The following is a 24,669-nucleotide window of genomic DNA, read 5'->3' as shown; positions in this document are numbered from 1 at the left end:
TCGATTGAGCGAAGCAGGCCGGCGCAACCCGCGCGGCCATGTGCGACGGCGCACCAACGCGCCGGCGTCAGCGCGGGAACGCCGCCTGCTTCGCGATAAAATCGCCGCAAAAGATGCCGACGGCAAAAGAATTCGTTTCAATCTAAGGAGTTTCAGCATGCCTCTCGTATCAATGCGTCAACTGCTGGACCACGCCGCGGAAAACGGCTATGGACTTCCGGCATTCAACGTGAACAACCTGGAGCAGGTGCAGGCGATCATGGCCGCGGCCGACAAGGTCAACGCCCCGGTCATCATGCAGGCGTCGGCCGGCGCGCGTAAGTACGCGGGCGAGCCGTTCCTGCGTCATCTGATCGAAGCGGCGGTCGAGTCGTATCCGCACATCCCGGTCGTGATGCATCAGGATCACGGCCAGTCGCCGGCGGTGTGCATGGCGGCGATCCGCAGCGGCTTCACGAGCGTGATGATGGACGGTTCGCTCGAAGCCGACGGCAAGTCGGTCGCATCGTACGAGTACAACGTCGAAGTGTCGCGCAAGGTCGTCGAGGCGGCGCACTCGATCGGCGTCACCGTGGAAGCGGAGCTGGGCGTGCTCGGTTCGCTCGAAACGATGAAGGGCGACAAGGAAGACGGCCACGGCGCCGAAGGCACGATGACGCGCGAGCAGTTGCTGACCGATCCGGAGCAGGCTGCCGACTTCGTCAAGCTGACCCAGTGCGACGCGCTGGCCATCGCGATCGGCACTTCGCACGGCGCCTACAAGTTCAGCAAGAAGCCGACGGGCGATATTCTCTCGATCCAGCGCATCAAGGAAATCCATCAGCGCATTCCGAACACGCACCTCGTGATGCACGGCTCGTCGTCGGTGCCGCAGGAGCTGCTCGCGGAAATCCGCGAATTCGGCGGCGACATGAAGGAAACCTACGGCGTGCCGGTCGAGGAAATCCAGGAAGGCATCCGTCACGGCGTGCGCAAGGTCAACATCGACACCGATCTGCGTCTGGCGATCACCGGCGCGATCCGCCGCTACATGGCGACCAACCCGGGCAAGTTCGATCCGCGCGATTACCTGAAGCCGGCGCGCGAGGCGGCGATGAAGATCTGTGTCGACCGCTACATGCAATTCGGCTGCGAAGGCCAGGCCGGCAAGATCAAGCCGGTTTCGCTTGATAAAATTGCGGAGAAGTACAAGTCGGGCGAGCTCGCGCAAGTCGTCCGCTAAGCTGTAGTTTTGGCTCCGCGCCTGGCCGCCCGGTTACCCGTCTGGCCAGGTTGTCGTCCGATCGCCGTTCCCGCATCATCGGGGGAACGGCGTTTCCCTTTTGTTCCGGTCACATTTTTTGCCCCACTTTTAGCGAACCACGACGATGTCTACCCTCTACGAATCCACGCTCCGCTCGCTGCCGTTGCTCGGCCGCGGTAAAGTCCGCGACAACTATGCGGTGGGCAACGACCAGCTGCTGATCGTCACGACCGACCGTCTGTCGGCGTTCGACGTCATCATGGGCGAGCCGATTCCGAACAAGGGTCGCGTGCTCAACGCGATGGCGAACTTCTGGTTCGAGAAACTGCAGCACGTGGTGCCGAACCACCTGACGGGCGTGGCGCCCGAGTCGGTGGTCGCGGCGGACGAAGTCGAGCAGGTCAAGGGCCGCGCGGTGGTCGTCAAGCGCCTCGAGCCGATCCTCGTCGAAGCGGTGGTGCGCGGCTATCTGGCCGGCAGCGGCTGGAAAGATTACCAGGCCACCGGTTCGGTCTGCGGCGTGCAACTGCCGCCGGGCCTGCAGAACGCGCAGAAGCTGCCCGAGCCGATCTTCACGCCGGCCGCCAAGGCCGAGATGGGTCACCACGACGAAAACATCACCTACGACGAGATGGAGCGCCGCATCGGCACCGAACTGTCGGCCACGATCCGCGACATCTCGATCCGCCTGTACAAGGAAGCCGCAGACTACGCGGCGACGCGCGGCATCATCATCGCGGACACGAAGTTCGAATTCGGTCTGGACAACCACGGCAAGCTGTATCTGATGGACGAGGCGCTGACCGCCGATTCGTCGCGCTTCTGGCCGGCGGACCAGTACCAGGTCGGCACGAATCCGCCGTCGTTCGACAAGCAGTTCGTGCGCGACTGGCTCGAAACCCAGCCGTGGAAGAAAGAGCCGCCGGCACCGAAGCTGCCGGACGACGTGGTCGCGAAAACGGGCGAGAAGTATCAGGAAGCGCTCGAGCGCCTGACCGGCCACAAGCTCGACTGATTGCGCGCGCCGTGTCAGGTGCGCATTGCCCGGAAACAAGGAAGCCGTAAAGATGAGTGAAGCACAAACCGCCCATACGCATGGCGCGCCGGTCGTCGGCGTGCTGATGGGCTCCAGTTCCGACTGGGAAGTCATGAAAAACGCCGTCGCGATCCTGCAGGAATTCGGCGTGCCGTACGAAGCGAAGGTCGTGTCCGCGCACCGCATGCCCGACGAAATGTTCGCCTATGCTGAAAGCGCGCGCGAGCGCGGCATTCGCGCGATCATCGCGGGTGCTGGCGGCGCGGCGCATCTGCCGGGCATGCTGGCCGCGAAGACCACGGTGCCGGTGCTCGGCGTGCCGGTCGCGAGCAAGTATCTGAAGGGTGTCGATTCGCTGCATTCGATCGTGCAGATGCCCAAGGGCGTGCCGGTCGCGACGTTTGCAATCGGCGAGGCGGGTGCGGCGAACGCGGCGCTGTTCGCGGTGTCGCTGCTGTCCGGCACCAGCGCCGAATACGCGGACAAGCTCGCTGCATTCCGCGTGCGCCAGAACGAAGCGGCTCACGCGATGGTATTGCCGGCGCTGTAAAGCGCGCCGACTGTTTTTTTAAGACGTCCCCTGTCCGACCCCCGGCCGGGTGCCCGCCGCTCGTTGCATGAGCGCGACGCGTATCCGGCCGCGACCGACCACCAAGATGAACCCTGACAACACACCGGTTTCACCGATTCTGCCCGGCGCATGGCTTGGCATGGTCGGTGGCGGCCAGCTCGGCCGCATGTTCTGCTTTGCCGCCCAGGCGATGGGCTATCGCGTCGCCGTGCTCGACCCGGACGAAGCCAGTCCGGCGGGCGCGGTCGCCGACCGCCACCTGCGCGCGGCCTACGACGACGAAGCGGCGTTGACCGAACTCGCGCGGCTGTGCGCGGCGGTGTCGACCGAATTCGAGAACGTGCCGGCCGCGAGCCTCGACTTTCTCGGCAAGACCACGTTCGTGAGCCCGGCGGGGCGGTGCGTCGCTGTCGCGCAAGACCGGATCGCCGAGAAGCGGTTTATCGCGTCCTCGGGTGTGACGGTTGCGCCGCACGTCGTGATCGAGTCGTCGGATGCGCTGGCGGCGCTCGGCGATGCCGAGCTCGAAGCGGTGCTGCCGGGCATCCTGAAAACGGCGCGCATGGGTTACGACGGCAAAGGCCAGATCCGCGTGCGCAACGCCGAGGAAGTGCGCGAGGCGCATGCGTCGCTCGGCGGCGTGCCGTGCGTGCTGGAAAAGCGCCTGCCGCTGAAGTTCGAGGTGTCGGCGCTGATCGCGCGGGCGGCGAGCGGCGCGTCGGTGGTCTATCCGCTCGCGCAGAATACGCATCGCGACGGCGTGCTGTCGCACACCATCGTCCCCGCGCCGGATGCGACACCCGCGCTCGTGCAGCAGGCTCAACAGGCTGCGCTGCAGATCGCCGACAAGCTCGGCTATGTCGGCGTGCTGTGCGTCGAGTTCTTCATCCTCGAGGACGGCTCGCTCGTCGCCAACGAGATGGCGCCGCGCCCGCACAACTCCGGCCACTACACGGTCGACGCCTGCGCGACGAGCCAGTTCGAACAGCAGGTGCGCGCGATGACCAGCATGCCGCTCGGCGACACGCGCCAGCATTCGCCGGCGGTGATGCTGAACATCCTCGGTGACGTGTGGTTCCCGGACGGCCCGAAGCGCGCCGCGGTGACGCCGCCGTGGCAGGAGGTCGCCGCGATGCCGGCGGCGCGTCTGCATCTGTACGGCAAGGAAGAGGCACGTTGCGGCCGCAAGATGGGTCACGTGAACTTCACCGCGCCGACACTCGAAGAAGCCCGCACCGCGGCGCGCGATTGCGCGCGGCTGCTGCACATTGCCACCAGCTGACGCGCGCGCCATGCCGGATCAACAGAAACCCGCCGGGGACGCCACCAACGCTCTGCCCGTCAGCGCCGCGCAGATCGAGCACGCAGCGGCCTTGCTCGACGCGGGCGGGCTGGTCGCGTTTCCGACGGAGACGGTCTACGGCCTCGGCGGCGATGCCGAGAACCCCGACGCGGTCGCGCGCATTTACGCGGCGAAGGGACGGCCGGCCAATCATCCGGTGATCGTGCATCTCGCGCCGCATGGCGATCCGAACTACTGGGTCGAGCATTTGCCGGCGGACGCGCAGCGCCTGATCGACGCCTTCTGGCCGGGACCGCTCACGCTGATCCTCAAGCGCGCCGCGCGCATTCCCGCAGCGGTCAGCGGCGGGCAGGATTCGGTGGGGCTGCGCTGCCCGTCGCATCCGGTCGCGCAGGCTTTGCTCGAAGCATTCAGCGCGTTGCGCGGCGGCCATGGCGGTGTTGCCGCACCGTCGGCGAACCGTTTCGGACACGTGAGCCCGACCACCGCGCAGCATGTACGCGACGAGTTCGGCAGCGCGATTCATGTGCTCGATGGCGGCGCGTCGGATGTCGGTATCGAGTCGACGATTCTGGATCTGTCGCGCGGCTTTCCGGCGCTGCTTCGGCCGGGTCACGTGACGCCCCAGGATATCGCCGACGTGCTCGGCGAGGCGCCGCGTCTGCCCGATGGGTCGGATGCGAGCGCGCCGCGTGCATCGGGCACGCTGAAGGCGCATTACGCGCCGCGCACACCGCTCGCACTGCTGCCGTTCGGCGAGCTCGAGCCACTGCTCGCGGTGCGCGAGGCGGGCGAGCGCGTCGCGCTGGTTGCGCGTGCATCGCGTGCGGGTCACTGGGCCGATGCGGAGGGCGTGCATTTCGTCGCCGCGCCGGAAGATCCGCACGTCTATGCGCGCGAGCTATACGGCTTGCTGCGCGCGCTCGATCGCGCGAACGTCACGCGGATTCTGATCGAGAAACTGCCCGACACGATTGAATGGGTCGCGCTCAACGATCGGCTCGGTCGCGCGGCGGCGGCTTTCGAAGCGCGCAACTGACGCGCTCGGCGCGTTGCGCTGCATTGTGAGGCTAGCGGGAAAAATTAAAGGCCCGGCTCGTTGAACGAGCCGGGCCTTTTGTCATTTTTGCAACGTTAGCGTCGCGGGTCAGCTGTCATGACCGCTGACTCCCGCGGGCAACACCGTGTTACTTCCCAAGTCCGCTAGCAGCGATCTGCGACTCAACCTGCTGCGCGAACAGCGCTTGCAAATGCGTGGTCGGATGCACGAGGTCGGCGAACATGTAGGTCTGATCCGCGCCGGCCACCGTGTAGGTCTGCGGTGAGCAGAACAGCGACGACGCGAACGAGCTGCCAAACGCCGCCGCGGACTGGCCGGGTGCGAGCACGCTCGGGTTTTTCGTCGCGTACGTGGTCGCGCTCGTGGCCATCGCCGTCAGGTTACACGCGGTGCCCGTATTCGACACGGTGAAGCCGAGCGATTGATAGTTCGCCAGCGTCTGGTCGATCCACTTGAACGCGCTCACGTAGACGACCTGCTTGGTCGACGCGAGTCCTTGCTGCAGCACGCCGTTGTAGGTCTGAACCAGCGCGTTGATGAGCGCCTGGCCCTGCGCGCCCGCGGCGAGACCTTGCGGCGTTTGCGCGATGTCCGGGACGTCCGACACCACCACATGCGTCGCGCCCGACGCGACCACTTTCTGCACCGTGCCGACGAACGTGGTCGCGGCAGTAATGATGGCCTGCACCGCGGTCTGCGTGGCTGCCTGCGACGCGGTGGCTGCCGCCGCCTGTGCGGCGGCAGCGTCGCCGCCTTGTGCGATGGCATTCGCCGCTGCTGCTGTGCCCGCATCCGAGACCGCTTGCACCGCGATGAAGATGTCGTTCGCGCCGCCGTTCATCAGCACGAGCTGGTTCGAATTGAAGCTGTTGTGCGCGGCCAGATACTCGGCGACCTGCGTGGTGACCGGCACCGTCGTCGCGGCCATGTTGTTCGGCGCGAAGCCTTCACCCGGCTGCAGATCGACACGCGAGCCGCCCTGCGCATAACCGAGACCGCCCGTCGCGGTGAGCGGCAGTCCGAAGCCGCCGACATACGCGGCCGTGAGCGTGCCGCCGTAGTACTCGGCGATCTTCTGTGTCCAGATTTCGCCCGGATTCGTCGTGAAGCGGCCGCCACCCGTGCCGACGTTCGCCTGTACGCCCGGCTGGTAGGTGCCGACGTCCGACAGGCTGTCGCCGAACGATACGACCTGCAGCGTGACGCCCCCTGGCGGCGTGCTGCCGCTGCTCGAACTGTTGTTGTCGCTGCCACCGCCGCATGCCGCGAGCGCGGCGAACGCTGCGCTCGCCACGGCGATCTGCGTGACGCGCAACCATTGCTGTTTCTTCGAAGCGGTTTGATTCATATTGACTGCATCTCCTCGTATGTGTGGCCCTTGATGCCATGTGTTGCAGGCGACGTCTTCCGCGTCGGCGGCGAGACGACAGCTTACAGAATCTTCTACGGCCTGCGTGATGTCCGAAGCGCGACCGTATGGTTTGGGTTCAAGCCGGGTAGCTCGGCGGTGACCTGGCTCGATGTGTTGTCCGTACCCGAAAGCGTGTGCAGGTTCGATCCTCCTTCGAGACCGCTGCTGCCGCCGGGTCTGACGGCTCGCTGCGCATGATAAGCGGCGGCCCATGCCGGCGGCGCGAACAGCGCGCGCCATTTGTTGCGCCAGCCGCGCACGCTCGCGAAGTCCGCGGCCATCGACGCCCATTCGTGAAACGTCGCTTTCAGCGGGTTGTACGTGTGCAGTGGCTCGACGATGCCGTACTCCGGCGCCTCGTGCGGATCTTCGTCGACGTAGCTGCCGAACAGGCGATCCCAGATCACCAGCACACCTGCGTAATTGCGATCGATGTAGCGATCATTGCGCGCGTGATGCACGCGATGGATCGACGGCGTATTGAACACGTATTCGAGCCACCCGAGCTTGCCGATCACCTGCGTGTGGACGAAGAACTGGAAGGCGAGATTGATCAGCACGATCGCGACGATCAGCTTCGGCGCAAAGCCGAGGATCGCAAGCGGAATCCAGAACACCCACATGCCGGCGATCGGGTACATCAGGCTCTGGCGGAACGCGGTCGAAAAATTCATCCGCTCCGACGAGTGATGCACGACGTGCGCGGCCCACAGCCAACGCACCCGATGACTGCAGCGATGAAACACGTAATAGAGCAGATCCTGCCCGACGAACAGCACGACGAACGACAGCCACGTCGCCGGCCAGGTATGAATGCGGTAGTGCTCGTAGAAAAACGCGTAGACAGGGATGATCGCGAGCCAAGCGAGCTTGTCGGCGGCCTGGTGCATCAGCGCCAGCGTGGCGTTGCACAGCGTGTCGCGCCAGCTGTAGAGCCGCTCGGCCGGGCGCGTGCGGCTCACATGCCACGCCTCCCAGCCGATGCAGGCAAGAAAGACGGGCGCCATGGCGAGTAGCAGCAATTCGGCATCGAATTGCATCGTGTCTCCCTTCCTGGTCCCTGAGCGCCGCGCAGTGCGCGGCGGGTGGTGTCGTTATCGTTCGAGCGGGTCGCGCGGTCCGAACGACCGGGCGCCCCGAGCGGCAAGCGCGTGATGCCGCGCGCCGCATGCTGCCCGACAGCGTACACGGTTAGGCGCTTGCCGCGCACGGCATCGCTAGAAGGAATACTCAGTGGGCGCCGCGTTTGCGCGGGTTTTTCCTGGGCTTCTCGGGCACTTCGCCGACCTGCGCGGAGACCTTCGTAAAGCCTTGCGACGGGCCGTCGTACACCCATTCGAGCAACGCATCGTGCGCGGCGCGCGCGGCTTCCGAATGCGGATCGTTGATCAGGCTGACGACGATGTAGCTGTTGCCGTCGGCCGACGCGACATAGCCGGCGATCGCCCGCACGTCGCGCAACGTGCCGGTCTTGATATGCGCGTTGCCGCCCGCGCCCTGGGTGGTCAGGCGGTTGCGCATGGTGCCGTCGACGCCGGCGATCGGCAGCGAGTCGACGAACACCTGCGCGACCGGACTCGCGTTCGCGCGTTGCAGAACATCGGCGAGCGCGAGCGCGGTGATGTGCTCGTCGCGCGACAGGCCCGAGCCGTTATCGAGCGTCAGGTACTCGGTGTTCAGGCTGTCGCGTGTCAGGAAAGCTTCGACCGCGCGCGCGGCTTTAGCGGGCGTCGCGGGCGGTCTTTCCTCGGTGGCGCCGATCGTCAGGAACAGGTTGCGCGCCATCGTGTTGTTGCTGAACTTGTTGATGTCGCGAACGATGTCCGACAGCACTGGCCCCTCGTGCGTCGCGACGGACTTCGCGCCGGCCGGCACCGGGCCTTCGCGGGTCGACCCCGTGAACGTGCCGCCCGTTTGCTGCCACAGTGCGAGGAAGCCGCGCGCGAAGAACGTCGAGTGATCGAGCACGGCGAGGTTGATCGTGCGCGCGTCGCAGCGCACCGGAAAGTCGCCGAAGAACGACGCGACGAGCGTGCCGTCAGGTTGCGGCGTGACGCTCGGCGTCGGCAGCTCGCCGCGGCACGGGCCGTTCGTCGCGCGCAGCTGGTTGTCGATGCGCAGCTGCGCGAGAGCGGGCAAGACGTCGATCGCCACCGTGCCGTCCGGCGACGGCGTCAGCGTGAACGACAGCGATTTGAACGCATACAGCAGCGGATCGGGGCCGACGTTGTATGGCGCGTTCGCGTCGTCGTCGAAGGCGGGCAGGTCGCGCGTCGACGGATCGAAGTAGCGCTTGTCGAGCACCAGCGCGCCGTCGATGCCGTTGATGCCCGCCTTGTGAATCTTCTGCACGAGGTCGATCAGTTCTTCGGGCACGAGCTTGGGGTCGCCGGTGCCCTGGATGTACAGATTGCCGTGCAGCACACCGCTCGCGTCGAGCGTGCCGTCGGCGTACGCGGTGGTGCGCCAGCGGTAGTTGGGGCCGAGAATCGAGAGGCCCGAGTAGGTGGTGACGAGCTTCATCGTCGAGGCGGGCATCATCGGCTTGCCGGCGTTCAGCGCGAGGATCGGCGTGCGGTCGCCCACTTTCTCGACGACCACGCTGATCGACGACAACGGCACATGCGCGCGCTGCAGACCGATCATCACCGGCTGCGGCAACACCGTCGTGACGTTGACACTCGGATGCGCGGCCTTGACGCGCGCCTCGGCGGCTTGCGGCAGCAGCGCGCCCGCGCCGAGAGCGGCGGCGAAGAGCCATACGGCCGCGCGCGGTGCGAGGCGCTTGGGCGTGGAGGCTGCGCGATTGAACATACGGCGTGACTGCGGCGCCAGACGGCGTGCGACGGAAGACAGAAAAGCGTGCGTCATGAACGGGTGAACAGGCAAACGGATCAGCGGGATTTCAGGGCGCGCGGCTAGCGGCGTGCGGCTAGCGGCGTGTGGCGTGCGCGAGACGATACAGCGACCATCCGGGCGGCTTGGCGGCGCCGGAGCGCGCCGCGTGCCACCCGACGGCCGTCGCGCGACGCAAAGCGCCCATTGTAGAGACATGCCGCGGCACTGCGGTGAAAAAAGCGCCACGCGCCGCGCAGCCGGGACGCGGGCGCTAGAATGCGGCATCACCCAATGTTTCGGAATGGACAACCATGCGCATCCTGCTTGTCGAAGATGACCGGATGATCGCCGAAGGCGTGCGCAAGGCGCTGCGCGGCGAAGGCTTCGCGGTCGATTGGGTCGAGGACGGCGAAGCGGCGCTGCGCGCGGCGGCCTCCCAGCCTTACGACCTCGCGTTGCTCGACCTCGGTCTGCCCAAGCGCGACGGCCTCGAAGTGCTGCGTGCGCTGCGCGCGCGCGGCCATGCGCTGCCGGTGCTGATCGTCACCGCGCGCGACGCGGTCGCCGATCGCGTCAAGGGACTCGACGCCGGCGCTGACGATTACCTTGTCAAACCTTTCGATCTCGATGAACTCGGCGCGCGCATGCGCGCGCTGATTCGGCGCCAGTCCGGCCGCAGCGATTCGACGATTCGCCATGGCACTCTGACCCTCGATCCCGCGTCGCATCAGGTGACGCTCGACGGCGCGCCGGTCGCGCTGTCCGCGCGTGAATTCGCGCTGCTCGAAGCGTTGCTCGCGCGGCCCGGTGCGGTGCTGTCCAAGAGCCAGCTCGAGGAGAAGATGTATGGCTGGGGCGAGGAGATCGGCAGCAATACCGTCGAGGTCTATATCCACGCGTTGCGCAAGAAGCTCGGCGCCGATCTGATCCGCAACGTGCGCGGGCTGGGCTACATGATCGCGAAGGACGCCTGAGCCGATGCGCTCGATTCGCCGTCAACTGTTGTTCTGGCTGCTTGCGCTCGTGCTGCTCGGTGTTGGCATCGCGGGCTGGCTGATCTATCGGCAGGCGCTCGCCGAAGCGAACGAGCTGTTCGACTACCAGCTCGAACAGATCGCCGCGGCACTGCCGGCGGAACCGTTCTCGCAGGTGCTCGGCCGCGATACCGGCGACGAGGGCATCGTGCTGCAGATCTGGAATCGCAACGGCATGCTGATGTACTACTCGCGGCCGCGCGCGCCGCTCGCGCCACGCGCCGAGCTTGGCTTTTCGACCGAACATACCGAGCGCGGCGAATGGCGCGTGTATGGCGCGATCGTCGGCGATAACGTCGTGCAGCTCGCGCAACCGCTGTCGGTGCGCAACCGGCTCGCCGCCAACGTCGCGCTGCGCACGCTATGGCCGTTGATCGTGCTGCTGCCGCTGCTCGGACTCGCGGTGTGGGTGATTGTCGGCCGCGGACTGCAACCGCTGCGGCGCGTGACGAGCGCGCTCAACACGCGTCACCCCGAGGCGCTCGAGCCGTTGCCCGATCAGCGCTTGCCGCTGGAAGTGCAGCCGCTCGTGCGCGCACTGAACGGGTTGCTGCAACGGCTCGCGACCGCGCTCGATATTCAGAAGGCGTTCGTCGCCGATGCCGCGCACGAACTGCGCACGCCGCTTGCCGCAGTGCAGATTCAGGCACAACTGGTCGCGCGCGCGAAGGACGACACTGCCCGCAGCGAGGCGCTCGCCGATCTGCAGGCGGGTGTCACGCGCGCGACCCGCCTCGCCGAGCAGCTGCTCGCGCTGGCGCGCGCCGAGCCGGACGGCGGGGCTGCCGTGGGGACGCTCGATCTGCGCGAGCTGCTGCGAGAGTGCGTCGCGACATACGCGCCGCTCGCATTGAATCGAGGCGTCGACCTCGGCATCGAGGCCAGCGAGGCCGCCAGCGTGACGGGCGACGCCGAAGCGCTACGCGTGATGTTCAACAACCTCGTCGACAACGCGACCAAGTACACGCCGCACGCCGGTCGGGTCGACGTGAGCCTGCGCGTCGAGGAGGGCCATCCGGTCGTGCGGATCGCTGATAGCGGTCCGGGTATCGATCCGGCCGATCGCGAGCGCGTGTTCGATCGCTTCTATCGCGCGGGCGCGAGTGCGGATCGCGCGCGCACCGACGTGGCCGGCACCGGTCTCGGTCTCGCGATCGTGCGCCGGATTGCGACGCAACATCACGCGGAGGTGTCGCTCGACGAATCGCCGACCGGCGGTTTGCAGGTCATCGTACGTTTCTGACCATGGCGGTGTGTCCTTTGGACGAGCTCGCCGTTCGGGCGCCCTCGACGGCGCCGAACGGCCCATCGGAGAAGGTTCCCGCGATCTGGCGCTGCTTAAGACTCCTTTAAGCGATGCCCCTTACGCTCCTCGGCATCCAACGTCCCTTTCTCCAGCCAGGAGCTCATGATGAACGCGAAAACCTTGTCCCGCGGCGCTGTTGCGGTAGCTGTCGCCGCTGCCCTTTCTGCCGGCTATGTGGCAGGCCATCGCGATGTCCCCGCACCGCAGATCATCTCGCCGGCGGAAGCCGCTGCTTTGATGCCTGCGGAAGCCGCGGCCAAAACCGGTATCCCCGATTTCTCCGGTCTGGTTGAGACCTACGGTCCGGCCGTCGTCAACATCAGCGCGAAGCACGTGGTCAAGCAGACCGCGATGCGCAGTAACCGCGGCACCCTCAACGGCAACCAGTTGCCGATCGACCCGAACGATCCGTTCTATCAGTTCTACAAACGTTTCTTCGGCGGCGTGCCGGGGATGCAAGGCGGCGATGGCGGCGACGCACCTGATCAGCCGAGCGCAAGCCTCGGTTCCGGCTTCATCATCAGCAATGACGGCTACATTCTGACGAACGCGCACGTGGTCGATGGCGCGAACGTCGTCACCGTGAAGCTCACCGACAAGCGCGAGTTCAAGGCGAAGGTGGTCGGCGCCGACAAGCAGTCCGACGTCGCCGTGCTGAAGATCGATGCGAGCAATCTGCCGACCGTGAAGATCGGTGATCCGCGCCAGAGCAAGGTCGGTCAGTGGGTCGTCGCAATCGGCTCGCCGTACGGCTTCGACAATACCGTGACCTCGGGGATCATCAGCGCGAAGTCGCGCTCGCTGCCCAACGAGAACTACACGCCGTTCATCCAGACCGACGTGCCGGTGAACCCGGGCAACTCGGGCGGCCCGCTCTTTAACCTGCAAGGCGAAGTGATCGGCATCAACTCGATGATCTACTCGCAGACGGGCGGCTTCCAGGGCCTGTCGTTCGCAATTCCGATCAGCGAGGCGATCAAGGTCAAGGACGATCTCGTCAAGACCGGTCACGTCAGCCGCGGCCGCCTCGGCGTTGCGGTGCAGGGCATGAACCAGACGCTCGCCAATTCGTTCGGCATGCAGAAGCCGCAAGGCGCACTGGTCAGCTCGGTCGACGCCAGCGGCCCGGCGGCCAAGGCCGGCTTGCAGCCGGGCGACGTGATCCTGTCGGTGAATGGCGACGAGGTCAGCGATTCGACGGATCTGCCGGGCAAGATCGCCAATCTCGCGCCGGGCAGCTCGGCGACGCTGAAAGTGTGGCGCGACAAGGCCAGCAAGGACGTGAAGGTGACGATCGGCTCGCTCTCGGACACGAAGGTCGCCTCGGCTACCAAAGCCGACCAGCAGACCCAGTTGCAAGGCCGTCTTGGTGTGGCGGTGCGTCCGTTGACGCCGGAAGAGAAGAGCAGCGCGTCGGTGTCGCATGGTCTGCTCGTGCAGCAGGCAGGCGGCGCGGCAGCGAGCGCCGGCATCCAGCCGGGCGACGTGATTCTCGCGGTCAACGGCCGTCCGGTCACGAGCATCGATCAACTGAAGCAGATGGTTTCGGGCGCAAGCAACAGCATTGCGCTGCTGATCCAGCGGGACAACGCACAGATTTTTGTGCCTGTTGATCTCGGCTGATCCAGTATCCGGGCGGTTCGAAAGGATCGCCCAACCCAATTAGAGCTGTAGTACCCATTGCCGGTCTTTTGCATTTACTGCAAGGACCGGCTTTTTTTCGTCTGTCCGATCGATGGTGTCGCGGCCGCAGCGTGCAGGCCGCAAGCGCGCCGCGCCGCTTCCGTCGATACGACCGGACAGTTGGCACGCAGGTTGCTTCTTCCATTATTTGACCCGTCCAGGGGCAGGTAAGGACCTTAACAAGGAGAGCGAACCGATGAAAACCCAACGCAATCAGCAAAAGATCGTAGCCGCCGCGCTGTGCGTGGCGCTCACGCTCGGACTGGCGGGCGGTGCGTACGCGCAACAGGCGGGCGTGACCGGCGGCTCAACCACCGACAACACCAGCGCGGGCAACACCAATGGCGGCGGTCTGCCGCAAGTCCAGCAGCAGGGCGACGTGTCGTACGTGTCGGGCGGCGTCGGCCTCGACGAATCGCGAGCGCTGCAACAGGCGCAAAGCCAGTGGCCGCTGACGCTGCGCTTCACTGGACCCAATGCGGAGTTTCTCGCCGACGTGCACGTGCGGATCGTCGATGCGCACGACGGCGAAGTGCTGAACACGACGTCGCGAGGACCCTTCATGCTGGTGCGCCTGAGCCCGGGCCGCTACACGGTGCACGCCAAATACAACGACAGCGAACAGACCCGCTCGGTTAGCGTGCCGGCGCACGGCAACGTCAAATCCGCGTTCATCTGGAACGTGAAGTAGCGAACCGATCCGCCGGCGGCCGGCCGTTGCGCAGGAAGCACGCGCAGGAACCACGCGCAATCGGCCGAAGTTTGGCCGATAATGAAGCCACGGGCGTGTCCCGTGGCTTTGCCGTTCCCGCGGCACCAGCCGGCAGTGCAACGCCCACCCCATCACGGAGCCTGGACATGAGCGATGCGTCGACATCTGCGGAACGGCCGGAGGGCCATACCATCGTGATCCGCGACAACGTCCACCGCGTGCGTGTGATTCACGGCGGCGTGACGATGGCCGACACCCAGGCCGCCCTGACGCTATCGGAGACCGGCCTCGCCGACGTGTTCTATTTCCCGCGCGAGCACGTGAACATGGCCCGGCTCGAACGCTCGGCACACACGTCGCATTGCCCGTTCAAGGGTGACGCGTCGTATTTCCACTTACGCACTGAAGATGGCGTGATCGAGAACGCGGTGTGGTGCTACGAGGCGCCATTCGAGCAGGTCAAGCGGATCAAGGGCTATCTCGCTTTTTACGCATCGCGCGTCGACCGCATCGATCAGACGTCCTGATCCGGCAGGCGGCGCGTTCATCGGGGGAGGGTGTCATGGAACTGAACGACGCGTTGCGGATTCCGCTGGCGCCGTCCGAGGTTTGGGACGCGTTGCAGGACCTCGCGCTGTTGCGTGCCAGCCTCGACAACTGCGAGTCGTTCGTGCGTCTCGCCCACGGCGAATACGCGCTGACGATGACCGTGCCGCTCGGCCCGTTGCGCGCGCACTACGAAGCGCGCGCGCACGTCGCCGGCCAGGATTCCGGTCCGGCGGACGCACAGCGCCGCACGATCAGCTTCAAGGCGCGTGCCGAGGGTATCGGCGCGTTGCGCGGTCAGATCGAAGTGCGTTTGCGCGCGGACGAGGGCCGGGAGCGCGGCACGCGCATCGATTACACGATGTGGGCGACGTCGTCGGGACCGCTCGCCGAGTTGCCGACACGCCAGCTCGAAAACGCGCTGCGTCAGCTCGCCGACGATTTTTTCGCCGAGTTCGACGCCGTCGTACGCGCCAAGCACGGCAAGGGGCCGAACCGCGCGCGCGGCTCGGCGCCGCGTCGCCAGCATGTGTTTTTGCGGCCTATCTCGCTGAGCGGCATCACGCGACGCGCGCGCATCGAGCACAGTCATGCGCTGCCTGGACGCGCGGCGAGCGCGTCGCACAGCTGGTCGCATCACGAGCCCGGCCAGCATGTCGTGCCGTACTGGGCGTGGGCCGGGATGATTTTTCTGGTCGCTCTGCTGCTGTATCTTGCGCGCTGGTTCAGCGAGCATTGAGGCGCCGGACCGCACACAGCGTCTGATGGAGCGCGCGCCCGACGTGCCCGCGCGACTACGAATTTCCGGTGACACACTACGGAATGCCGGTGCTCTCGTCGCCTTCATCTAATCCCCGCGAAACTCCCGCCGCCACGCGCTTGGCGACGTGCGAAACGCGTCCGCGAAATGCTGCCGCAGCGATGCCGCCGAGCCGAATCCCGCGCTTGTCGCGATCGTTTCGACCGACTCCTCCGTGCTTTCGAGCAGTTGTTGCGCCCGCGCGAGCCGCTGTGCGAGCAGCCACGCGCCGACGGTGGTGCCGGTCGCCAGCCGAAAACGTCGCGTGAACGTGCGGCGGCTCATCAACGCGCGCGCGGCGAGCGTGTCGAGCGTATGTGGCGCGGCCAGGTTGCTGCTTACCCAGTCGAGCAGGGCGGACAGGCGGTCGCCGCGCGGGTTCGGCGGCATCGGCTGCTGCACGTACTGCGCCTGGCCGCCCTGGCGATGCGGCGACACGACGAGCCGACGCGCGACGTGGTTCGCCGCCCGCGTGCCGCAGATCTTGCGCAGCACGTGCAGGCAGCAGTCGAGGCCGGCGGCGGTGCCGGCCGAGGTCAGCACGTCGCCGTCGTCGACGTACAGCACGTCGGGGTCGAGCCGCACGCGCGGATAGCGGCGCGCGAAGTCGTCGGCCCAGGCCCAGTGGGTCGAAGCGGGCCGTCCGTCGAGGATGCCCGCCGCGGCCAGTACGAACGCGCCGAGGCACAGGCCGACCAGGAGCGCGCCGCGTGCGTGCGCGGCGCGCAGCGCGTCGAGCAGCGCTGCCGGCGGCATTTCGTCGGGATCGCGCCAGCTCGGGACGATGATCGTGTGTGCGTCGGCGAGTGCTTCGAGTCCGTGCGTAACCGCGATCGAAAAACCTGCGGTCGTCGCGAGCGCACCCGTCTCCGCGGCGCACACGCGGAAGTCGAACGAGGGTACGCCGCCGCCCTGACGGTCCTCGCCGAACACGACGCACGGCACCGACAGGTGGAACGGGCTGATGCGGTCGAACGCGACGACGGCGACTACGTGGCGCGGCGACAGGTCGGGAAGATCGTCGGAAGATGCGGCGGTGGACATGACGGGCGCCTCGTGAATGCCTGAAGTATGGCCCGATTCTAGCGAAGCTTGTCATTCGGGCCGCTGTCGGCGCACGGGCGGGGGAGCAACAATGCGTTCATTGCCGTTGCGCCGCGGCTATCGAGCCGGGCGCGCGGCATCGACCGTTTTTTTGACAAGGAGCCTTGCCATGACCACACCCGCGCCGCGCCGTGCACTGATCGTCATCGACGTGCAGAACGAATACGTGAGCGGCGACCTGCCGATCGAATTTCCGGACGTGCGGACCTCGCTCGCCAATATCGCTCGCGCGATCGACGCGGCGCGCGCCGCCGGCGTGCCAGTCGTGGTCGTGCAGAACGTCGCGCCGGCCACCTCGCCGCTGTTCGCGCGCGGCAGCGAGGGCGCCGAACTGCACACGGTCGTCAGCTCGCGCGCGCATGACCATTTCGTCGAGAAGTCGCTGCCGAGCGCATTCGCGGGTACCGATCTGGCCGACTGGCTCGCCGCCCGACAGATCGATACGCTCACCATCACCGGCTATATGACCCACAACTGCGATGCGTCGACGATCAACCACGCGGTGCATGCTGGGCTCGCGGTCGAGTTCCTGCACGACGCGACCGGCTCGGTGCCGTACGAGAACAGCGCGGGCTTCGCGAGCGCGGAAGAGATTCATCGGGTGTTCAGTGTGGTGCTGCAGTCGCGCTTCGCGGCGGTTGCGAGCACCGATCAGTGGATCGCGGCGCTCAACGGCGGCGCGCCGCTCGAGCGCGGCAACATCTACGCGTCGAATCAGGCGGCGCGGGCGCGGCAAGCGCTTGCCTGAACGCGGTGTAGCGGGTGAGGGGGTGGTCCACAAACCAAAGCGGGCGGTTCAACGAACCGCCCGCTTTCACGTTTCACCACCCTTGCGCACCCGCTAAGCTGCCGCCTTCCTGCGCAACGCCGGACTCAGGCGCAAGGCGTCGAACATCGCCTCCACCATCTGGTGCGCGTGTGCGCCGAAGTCGGTCGCATCCGGCAAAAACAGCATGTCGCGCAGCGCGCCACCGACGAACGCGTGCACCATCGCCGCCGCGAGCTTCGTGTCGAGATCGGCCGGCATCTGGCCTTTGGAGATCGCGTTGCGCAGACCGCCTTCGATTTTGGCGAGCCCTTCGCGCATATTGGTCTGATACCGTTCCATCATCGGCCCCATGTCCTCGACCAGCTCGCACTTCAGGAACAGGATGTCGAACACCCGGCGGCGGCGCGGATCGTTGGCGGTGTCGCGCAGGCAGACCATGCAGACTTCCATGATGCGGCCGAGCGGATCGGTTTCGTTGGGGTCGAGCGAGGCCGCCTTCAGTTCGTCGAGCGGCAGCACGACGCGCTCGAACATTTCGGTGAAGAGTTCGCTCTTGTGCGCGAAGTGCCAATAGATGGCGCCGCGCGTCACACCGGCGGCGTGTGCAATATCGGCCAGCGACGTGCGCGATACCCCTTTCTCGAAGAAGACCTGTTCGGCCGCGTCGAGAATCCGGTTACGCGTCTCCAACGCCTCTTCTTTGGTTTTTCTGACCATATTGGTATGACCCGCCGATTGAGGGGTTTTCCCGGGCCGTTTTAAGTCAGCCCGATGACAATCTGACTACATTTGATGCGATTGACGGTGTGAACTTGCGAGCCCCCCCTCGCGAGCGAACTAAATGCACTTATACATGCATTCGTGAATGTATATATAATAGCACCCCACGATCGGATAGCCCAAGCCGCGACGACCGGTTAATATCCGTCACTGTTGCCTTTCAATACGCCCGCCAGATGGCGGCGCCGTGCGGCATTCCCGGTATGGCGCATTCGTAGCAGGGTGCCCTGCAGGCGCAGGTATGCATCCGTGGGCTTCCGGTTGAGCGTCGAGAGACGCCTGTGTGCGCTGTCGTCCCCGGGGTAGGGATGCGCGCACTTTTTCATTCTCAGTCTTTGACAGAGGTCGCTCCATGCGCGTCGAACGGGTTCCATTCCGCTTAATTAGTGCCGCGACGGCTGCCATCTTGCTGGCGGCATGCGGACCAAAACAATCTGCCCCGCCGCCCCAGACGCCCGAAGTCGGCGTCGTCACCCTCCAGCCGACGACCGTTCCCGTCGTCACCGAACTCCCCGGCCGTACCAATGCTTTCCTCGTCGCGCAAGTGCGCGCACGGGTCGATGGCATCGTGCTGCGTCGCGAGTTCACCGAGGGTAGCGAGGTCAAGGCCGGCCAGCGTCTATACAAGATCGATCCGGCGCCGTACATCGCGTCGTTGAACAACGCGAAGGCAACGCTCGCGAAGGCGCAGGCCAACCTCGTGACGACCACCGCGCAGGCCAGCCGCTACAAGGTGCTGGTCGCGGCCAACGCGGTCAGCAAGCAGGATTACGACAACGCGGTCGCCGCCGAAGGCCAGGCCGCCGCCGACGTCGCCGCGGGCAAAGCCGCCGTCGACACCGCGCAGATCAACCTCGGCTATACCGACGTGACCTCGCCCGTGACCGGCCAGATCGGCGTGTCGCAAGTCACGCCGGGCGCATTCGTGCAGCAGAGCGCGGCCACGCTGATGGCCACGGTCCAGCAGCTCGACCCGGTCTACGTCGACCTCACGCAATCGAGCCTCGACGGTCTGAAGCTGCGCCGCGACGTCCAGGAAGGGCGTCTGAAGACGACCGGCCCGGGCGCCGCGCAGGTGACGCTGGTGCTCGAAGACGGCCGCGTCTACCCCGAGAAGGGCAAGCTGCAGTTCACCGACGTGACCGTCGACCAGGGCACCGGTTCGGTCACGGTGCGCGCGATCTTCAAGAACCCGAACCACGTGCTGCTGCCGGGCATGTTCGTGCGCGCGAAGATCGACGAAGGTGTGAACCAGAACGCGCTGATCGTGCCGCAAGTCGGCGTCACGCACGACCAGAAGGGTCAACCCACGGCGCTCGTGGTCGGCAACGACAACAAGGTCGAGCTGCGTCAGATCGTTACGACGGGCACTTTCGGCTCGTACTGGGTGGTCTCGGACGGCCTGAAGGTCGGTGACCGCGTGATCGTCCAGGGCACCGACAAGGCGCGTCCCGGCCAGCAGGTCAAGCCCGTGCCGGCGCAGCTGCCCGGCACGCCGGCTTCCGACGCGGCCGCGAACGGCGCGCAGACGGGTCAACCCGCGGCTCAACCTGCCTCCGCCGCATCGGGCGCGTAATAACAGGGAGCCCGCCTCATGGCAAAGTTCTTTATTGATCGCCCAATTTTTGCCTGGGTGATCGCCATCATTCTGATGCTCGCGGGTCTCGCGTCGGTGTTCACGCTGCCGATCGCGCAGTACCCGACCATCGCGCCGCCGTCCATCCAGATCAGCGCAACGTATCCGGGTGCTTCGGCGAAGACGGTGGAAAACACCGTCACGCAGGTGATCGAGCAGCAGATGAGTGGTCTCGACCACCTGCTGTACCTCGCGTCGACCTCGGACGACTCGGGCACGGCCACCATCACGCTGACGTTCGCGGCCGGCACCAACCCTGACATTGCACAGGTGCAGGTGCAGAACAAGCTGCAGCTCGCCACGCCGCTGCTGCCGCAGGCGGTGCAGCAGCTCGGCACCAAGGTCACGAAGTCGAGCAGCAGCTTCCTGCTGGTGATGGCGTTCGTGTCGACCGACGGCAGCATGAGCAAGTACGACCTCGCGAACTATGTCGCGTCGAACATCCAGGATCCGATCAGCCGTATCGACGGCGTGGGCACGGTGACGCTGTTCGGCTCGCAGTACGCGATGCGGATCTGGCTCGACGCGAACAAGCTGAATAACTTCGGCCTGACGCCGCTCGACGTCGAAACCGCGCTGCAGGCGCAGAACGTGCAGGTCGCGGGCGGCTCGCTCGGCGGCACGCCGTCGGTGCCGGGTCAGGTGCTGCAGGCCACGATCACGCAGGCCACGCTGCTCAACACGCCCGCGCAGTTCGGCGACATTCTGCTGAAGGTGAACCAGGACGGCTCGCAGGTGCGTCTGCGCGACGTGTCGCATATCGAGCTCGGCGGCGAAAACTACAACTTCGACACCAAGTACAACGGTCAGCCGACGGCAGGCTTCGGTATCCAGCTCGCCACCGGCGCGAACGCGCTCGCCACCGCGAAGGCGGTGCGCACGAAGATCGCCGAACTGTCGAAGTACTTCCCGCACGGTCTCGTCGTGCAGTACCCGTACGACACCACGCCGTTCGTGCGCCTGTCGATCGAGGAAGTGGTCAAGACGCTGCTCGAAGGTATCGTGCTGGTGTTCCTGGTCATGTACCTGTTCCTGCAGAACCTGCGCGCCACGCTGATCCCGACGATCGCGGTGCCGGTGGTGCTGCTCGGTACGTTCGCGATCATGAGCGTGGTCGGTTTCTCGATCAACGTGCTGTCGATGTTCGGTCTCGTGCTCGCGATCGGTCTGTTGGTGGACGACGCGATCGTGGTGGTGGAAAACGTCGAGCGGGTGATGCAGGAGGAGGGCTTGTCGCCTCGCGAGGCAACCCGCAAGGCGATGGACCAGATCACCGGCGCGCTCGTCGGCGTGGCGCTCGTGTTGTCGGCGGTGTTCGTGCCGGTGGCGTTCTCGGGCGGCTCGGTCGGCGCGATTTACCGGCAGTTCTCGTTGACGATCGTCGCGGCGATGGTGCTGTCCGTGCTCGTCGCGTTGATTCTGACGCCGGCGCTGTGCGCGACGATCCTCAAGCCGATCCCGAAGGGTCATCACGAAAAAGCCACCGGCTTCTTCGGCTGGTTCAACCGTACCTTCAACACGAGCCGCGACAAGTATCACTCGGGCGTGCACCACGTGATCAAGCGCTCGGGCCGCTGGCTCATCATCTACATGGTGGTGATCTTCGCGGTGGGGCTGCTGTTCGTGCGACTGCCGAAGTCGTTCCTGCCTGACGAAGACCAGGGCACGATGTTCGTGCTGGTGCAAACGCCGTCCGGGTCCACGCAGGAAACCACCGCGCACGCGTTGAAGGACGTCTCGGACTACCTGCTCAACGACGAGAAGGCGATCGTCGAATCGACCTTCACGGTGAACGGCTTCAGCTTCGCGGGTCGTGGCCAGAACGCGGGTCTCGTGTTCGTGCGGATGAAGGACTACTCGCAGCGTCAGCATGCGGACCAGAAGGTGCAGGCACTGGTTGGGCGTCTCTTCATGCACTTCAGCAGCTACAAGAACGCGCTCGTGTATCCGGTCAATCCGCCGTCGATTCCTGAACTCGGTACCGCGGCGGGCTTCGACTTCCAGCTGCAGGACCGCGCGGGTATCGGTCACGCGAAGCTGATGGAAGCGCGCAACATGCTGCTCGGTCTCGCCGCGAAAGATCCGATCCTCGCGCAAGTGCGTCCGAACGGCCTGAACGATACGCCGCAGTTCAAGGTGAGCATCGACCACGAGAAGGCTTCGGCGCTCGGCGTGTCGCTGTCCGCGATCGACCAGACGTTCTCGATCGCGTGGGCATCGGCGTACGTGAACAACTTCCTCGACACCGATGGCCGGATCAAGAAGGTGTACCTGCAGGGCGACGCGCCGTTCCGTATGAAACCGGAAGACGTGAACGCCTGGTTCGTGCGCAACAACGCGGGCGCGATGGTGCCGTTCTCGGCCTTCGCGAGCACCGAGTGGACGTACGGTTCGCCGAAGCTCGAGCGCTACAACGGCATCTCGTCGGTGGAAATCCAGGGTGCGGCCGCGCCGGGCAAGTCGACCGGTCAGGCGATGGCGGCGATGGAAGCAATCGTCACGAAGCTGCCGGCCGGGGTCGGCTACGAGTGGACGGGTCTGTCGCTGCAGGAGCGTCAGTCGGGTTCGCAGGCGCCGATCCTGTACGGCATCTCGATCCTCGTCGTGTTCCTGTGTCTCGCGGCGTTGTATGAAAGCTGGTCGATTCCGTTCTCGGTGATCATGGTGGTGCCGCTCGGCGTGATCGGTGCGCTGCTTGCCGCGACGCTGCGTGGGCTCGAGAACGACGTGTTCTTCCAGGTGGGTCTGTTGACCACGGTCGGTCTGTCCGCGAAGAACGCGATTCTGATCGTGGAGTTCGCGCGTGAACTACAGCAGGGTCAAGGCATGGGGCCGATCGAGGCCGCGCTCGAAGCGGCGCGTCTGCGCTTGCGTCCGATCCTGATGACCTCGCTCGCGTTCATTCTCGGCGTGCTGCCGCTCGCGATCAGTAACGGCGCGGGCTCGGCAAGCCAGCACGCGATCGGTACCGGCGTGATCGGCGGGATGTTGACGGCGACCTTCCTTGCGATTTTCATGATCCCGATGTTCTTCGTCGTGATTCGTGCGAAGTTCGGCGGCGAGACGGAAGACCCGGATGAGGCGATGCGCCACTACGAACAGCACCATCCGCACGATCCGCAAGGCGGCGCGGACGGCGGCTCGACCGACGGATCCTCGGGTGGGTCGAATGGCAATGGCTCGGGCAAGGATGGGCATTGAGATGCAAAAACATTCTCTGATTGCAGTAGCGGTGGCGTTGCTCGCCGCGGGTTGCACGCTGGCGCCGCACTACGAGCGGCCCGCGGCGCCCGTGACGGCGACCTTCCCGACGGGCGGCGTGTACGACCATCAGCCGGGCGCGTCCGGCACGCACAGCGCGAACGGCCAGGCCGCCGTCGACATCGGCTGGCGCGACTTCTTCGTCGATCAGCGTCTGCAGCAGCTGATCGAAATCGCGCTGAAGAACAACCGCGATCTGCGTGTGTCGGTGCTGAACATGCAGGCGTCGGCGGCGCAGTACCGGATCGTGCGCGCGGGCCTCTTCCCGGCGATCGATGCGGCCGCTTCGGAAAGCCGGCAGCGCACGCCGCATGACCTGCTGGTGTCGCCCCTCAGCCCGACGATCTCCAGCACGTATTCGGTGGGCTTGAACGCGTCGTGGGAAATCGACTTCTTCGGACGCGTGCAGAGCCTGAAGGACCAGGCGTTGGCCCAGTATCTGGCCACCGCGCAGGCGCGCAAGTCGGCGGAAATCGCGCTGGTGTCGCAGGTGGCGAGCCAGTACCTGACGGTGCTCGAACTGGACGATCTGCAGAAAGTCACGCAGAACACGCTGGCCACGGCGCAGGAGTCGTATCGGATCACCAAGGTGCAGTTCGACAACGGCACCGGTTCGGAACTCGATTTGCGCCAGGCGCAAACGGTCGTCGAGACCGCGAGCGCGAACCTGCAGACGGAGATGCGTTTGCGGGCTCAGGCTGAGAATGCGTTGGCGCTGCTGATCGGCGAGGCATTGCCGGCTGATCTGCCGCAAGGCATGCCGTTGAGCGACCAGAGTCTGCTCACGGATATCCCGGCTGGCCTGCCGTCCGATCTGCTGACGCGTCGTCCGGACATCATGGAAGCCGAGGAGAATCTGCTCGCGGCCAACGCGAACATCGGCGCGGCGCGCGCCGCGTTCTTCCCGAAGGTCACGCTGACCGGCAGCGCCGGCACGTTGAGTCCCACGCTCGGCGGGCTGTTCAAGGCGGGCTCGGCGGCGTGGAGTTTCGCACCGTCGATCACGCTGCCGATCTTCGAGGGCGGCCAGAACATGGCCAACCTGAACCTCGCCAACATCGAGAAGAACGTGCAGATCGCCACGTATGAAAAGGCGATCCAGACGGCCTTCCGCGAAGTGGCGGATGGACTGGCCGCGCGCGGCACGTACGACGAGCAGATCGCCGCGCTCGAGCGGGATGTCGCGGCCGAGCAGCGCCGGCTGGATCTGTCGACTCTGCGTTACAAGAACGGTGTCGACAGCTATCTGTCGGTGCTGACCGCGCAAACCGATCTGTACGTGGCGCAGCAGTTGTTGGTCAGCGCGCGCATGGAGCGTCTGCAGAATCTGGTCACGCTGTACCAGGCGCTCGGCGGCGGCTGGATCGAGCATAACGGCGACCAGCCGCGTCCCGCCGACGCGCCGGTCGACTACGGCGCGGCGAGCGCACCGGTCGCGGCCTCGGCACCGAGCGCAGGGTGAGCGCCTCAGGTTGACGAAGCGCTGACGCAAACGAAAACGCCACGGCATGCCGTGGCGTTTTCGTTTTTGCGCGGCGTCCGGTATTGCGCGCCGCGTCAGCGATGCATCGGCGAAC

The 24,669-nt window shown here is 65.8% G+C and carries 20 protein-coding genes; 15 read left to right on the top strand and 5 right to left on the bottom strand.

Annotated features, from left to right (window positions below; all coding sequences use genetic code 11):
* Positions 1–157 precede the first annotated feature (157 nt).
* The 5 genes from fba (at position 158) to CI15_RS03845 (ending at position 5,192) form a co-directional block, all read left to right on the top strand.
* A complete protein-coding gene (fba, locus tag CI15_RS03865) occupies positions 158–1,222 on the top strand; it encodes a class II fructose-bisphosphate aldolase (protein WP_062124482.1) in 1,065 nt (354 codons plus the stop codon).
* Positions 1,223–1,367: 145 nt separating this feature from the next.
* Positions 1,368–2,258: a phosphoribosylaminoimidazolesuccinocarboxamide synthase gene (locus CI15_RS03860; protein WP_062124480.1), complete on the top strand. Its 891-nt coding sequence runs from the start codon at positions 1,368–1,370 to the stop codon at positions 2,256–2,258.
* 52 nt (positions 2,259–2,310) lie between these two features.
* Entirely contained in the window at positions 2,311–2,829 is a 519-nt protein-coding gene (gene purE, locus CI15_RS03855; protein ID WP_062124479.1) for a 5-(carboxyamino)imidazole ribonucleotide mutase, read from the top strand.
* Between the two features lie 106 nt (positions 2,830–2,935).
* Positions 2,936–4,132 (top strand): 5-(carboxyamino)imidazole ribonucleotide synthase, encoded by a 1,197-nt coding sequence (locus CI15_RS03850; RefSeq protein ID WP_062124477.1) that lies wholly within the window; start codon positions 2,936–2,938, stop codon positions 4,130–4,132.
* A 10-nt stretch (positions 4,133–4,142) separates the two neighbouring features.
* Positions 4,143–5,192 carry an L-threonylcarbamoyladenylate synthase gene (locus tag CI15_RS03845; RefSeq protein WP_062124475.1) on the top strand — a complete coding sequence of 350 codons (1,050 nt, stop codon included), beginning with the start codon at positions 4,143–4,145 and terminating at the stop codon, positions 5,190–5,192.
* Positions 5,193–5,340: 148 nt separating this feature from the next.
* On the opposite strand, the gene CI15_RS03840 is transcribed toward CI15_RS03845, so the two are convergent.
* From CI15_RS03840 to dacB, 3 genes are all read right to left on the bottom strand, one after another.
* Positions 5,341–6,561, bottom strand: a complete 1,221-nt coding sequence (locus CI15_RS03840) for an SGNH/GDSL hydrolase family protein (RefSeq protein WP_062124473.1) — start codon at positions 6,559–6,561, stop codon at positions 5,341–5,343.
* A gap of 95 nt (positions 6,562–6,656) precedes the next feature.
* Entirely contained in the window at positions 6,657–7,664 is a 1,008-nt protein-coding gene (locus CI15_RS03835) for a sterol desaturase family protein (RefSeq protein ID WP_062124471.1), read from the bottom strand.
* A 190-nt stretch (positions 7,665–7,854) separates the two neighbouring features.
* Positions 7,855–9,495 (bottom strand): D-alanyl-D-alanine carboxypeptidase/D-alanyl-D-alanine endopeptidase, encoded by a 1,641-nt coding sequence (gene dacB, locus CI15_RS03830; RefSeq protein WP_062124469.1) that lies wholly within the window; start codon positions 9,493–9,495, stop codon positions 7,855–7,857.
* Between the two features lie 278 nt (positions 9,496–9,773).
* Between dacB and CI15_RS03825 the strand changes: the two genes are divergently transcribed.
* From CI15_RS03825 to CI15_RS03800, 6 genes are all read left to right on the top strand, one after another.
* On the top strand, positions 9,774–10,436 hold the full coding sequence (locus CI15_RS03825; RefSeq protein ID WP_062124467.1) for a response regulator: 663 nt from the start codon (positions 9,774–9,776) through the stop codon (positions 10,434–10,436).
* Between the two features lie 4 nt (positions 10,437–10,440).
* A complete protein-coding gene (locus CI15_RS03820; protein WP_062124465.1) occupies positions 10,441–11,739 on the top strand; it encodes an ATP-binding protein in 1,299 nt (432 codons plus the stop codon).
* 168 nt (positions 11,740–11,907) lie between these two features.
* The gene (locus tag CI15_RS03815; protein ID WP_062124463.1) at positions 11,908–13,425 is read left to right on the top strand and encodes a DegQ family serine endoprotease; all 1,518 of its coding nucleotides are present in this window, start codon (positions 11,908–11,910) and stop codon (positions 13,423–13,425) included.
* 256 nt (positions 13,426–13,681) lie between these two features.
* Positions 13,682–14,176 (top strand): hypothetical protein, encoded by a 495-nt coding sequence (locus CI15_RS03810; RefSeq protein WP_062124461.1) that lies wholly within the window; start codon positions 13,682–13,684, stop codon positions 14,174–14,176.
* A gap of 167 nt (positions 14,177–14,343) precedes the next feature.
* The gene (locus CI15_RS03805; protein WP_062124459.1) at positions 14,344–14,724 is read left to right on the top strand and encodes a DUF427 domain-containing protein; all 381 of its coding nucleotides are present in this window, start codon (positions 14,344–14,346) and stop codon (positions 14,722–14,724) included.
* Positions 14,725–14,759: 35 nt separating this feature from the next.
* Complete coding sequence (locus CI15_RS03800; protein ID WP_062124457.1) at positions 14,760–15,482, top strand: SRPBCC family protein; 723 nt, start codon at positions 14,760–14,762, stop codon at positions 15,480–15,482.
* Between the two features lie 108 nt (positions 15,483–15,590).
* Here the strand turns inward: CI15_RS03800 and CI15_RS03795 are convergent, their stop codons facing one another.
* Entirely contained in the window at positions 15,591–16,586 is a 996-nt protein-coding gene (locus CI15_RS03795; protein WP_062124455.1) for a helix-turn-helix domain-containing protein, read from the bottom strand.
* A gap of 169 nt (positions 16,587–16,755) precedes the next feature.
* Between CI15_RS03795 and CI15_RS03790 the strand changes: the two genes are divergently transcribed.
* The gene (locus tag CI15_RS03790; RefSeq protein WP_062124452.1) at positions 16,756–17,394 is read left to right on the top strand and encodes an isochorismatase family protein; all 639 of its coding nucleotides are present in this window, start codon (positions 16,756–16,758) and stop codon (positions 17,392–17,394) included.
* A 93-nt stretch (positions 17,395–17,487) separates the two neighbouring features.
* On the opposite strand, the gene CI15_RS03785 is transcribed toward CI15_RS03790, so the two are convergent.
* Complete coding sequence (locus CI15_RS03785; protein ID WP_062124450.1) at positions 17,488–18,132, bottom strand: TetR family transcriptional regulator; 645 nt, start codon at positions 18,130–18,132, stop codon at positions 17,488–17,490.
* A 415-nt stretch (positions 18,133–18,547) separates the two neighbouring features.
* Here CI15_RS03785 and CI15_RS03780 point away from each other — a divergent pair, with 415 nt between their 5' ends.
* Genes CI15_RS03780 through CI15_RS03770 form a run of 3 tightly spaced genes read left to right on the top strand, consistent with a single transcriptional unit; the run spans position 18,548 to position 24,554 of the window.
* Positions 18,548–19,771, top strand: coding sequence for an efflux RND transporter periplasmic adaptor subunit (locus CI15_RS03780; protein WP_062124448.1), 1,224 nt, complete (start codon positions 18,548–18,550; stop codon positions 19,769–19,771).
* 18 nt (positions 19,772–19,789) lie between these two features.
* Positions 19,790–23,032, top strand: a complete 3,243-nt coding sequence (locus CI15_RS03775) for an efflux RND transporter permease subunit (RefSeq protein WP_062124446.1) — start codon at positions 19,790–19,792, stop codon at positions 23,030–23,032.
* Position 23,033: 1 nt separating this feature from the next.
* On the top strand, positions 23,034–24,554 hold the full coding sequence (locus CI15_RS03770) for an efflux transporter outer membrane subunit (RefSeq protein ID WP_153041044.1): 1,521 nt from the start codon (positions 23,034–23,036) through the stop codon (positions 24,552–24,554).
* Positions 24,555–24,669: the final 115 nt, after the last annotated feature.

It is taken from the genome of Paraburkholderia monticola, from assembly GCF_001580545.1.
GTDB classification, from domain to species: Bacteria; Pseudomonadota; Gammaproteobacteria; order Burkholderiales; family Burkholderiaceae; genus Paraburkholderia; species Paraburkholderia monticola.
This window is presented reverse-complemented; position numbering and strand designations above follow the sequence as displayed.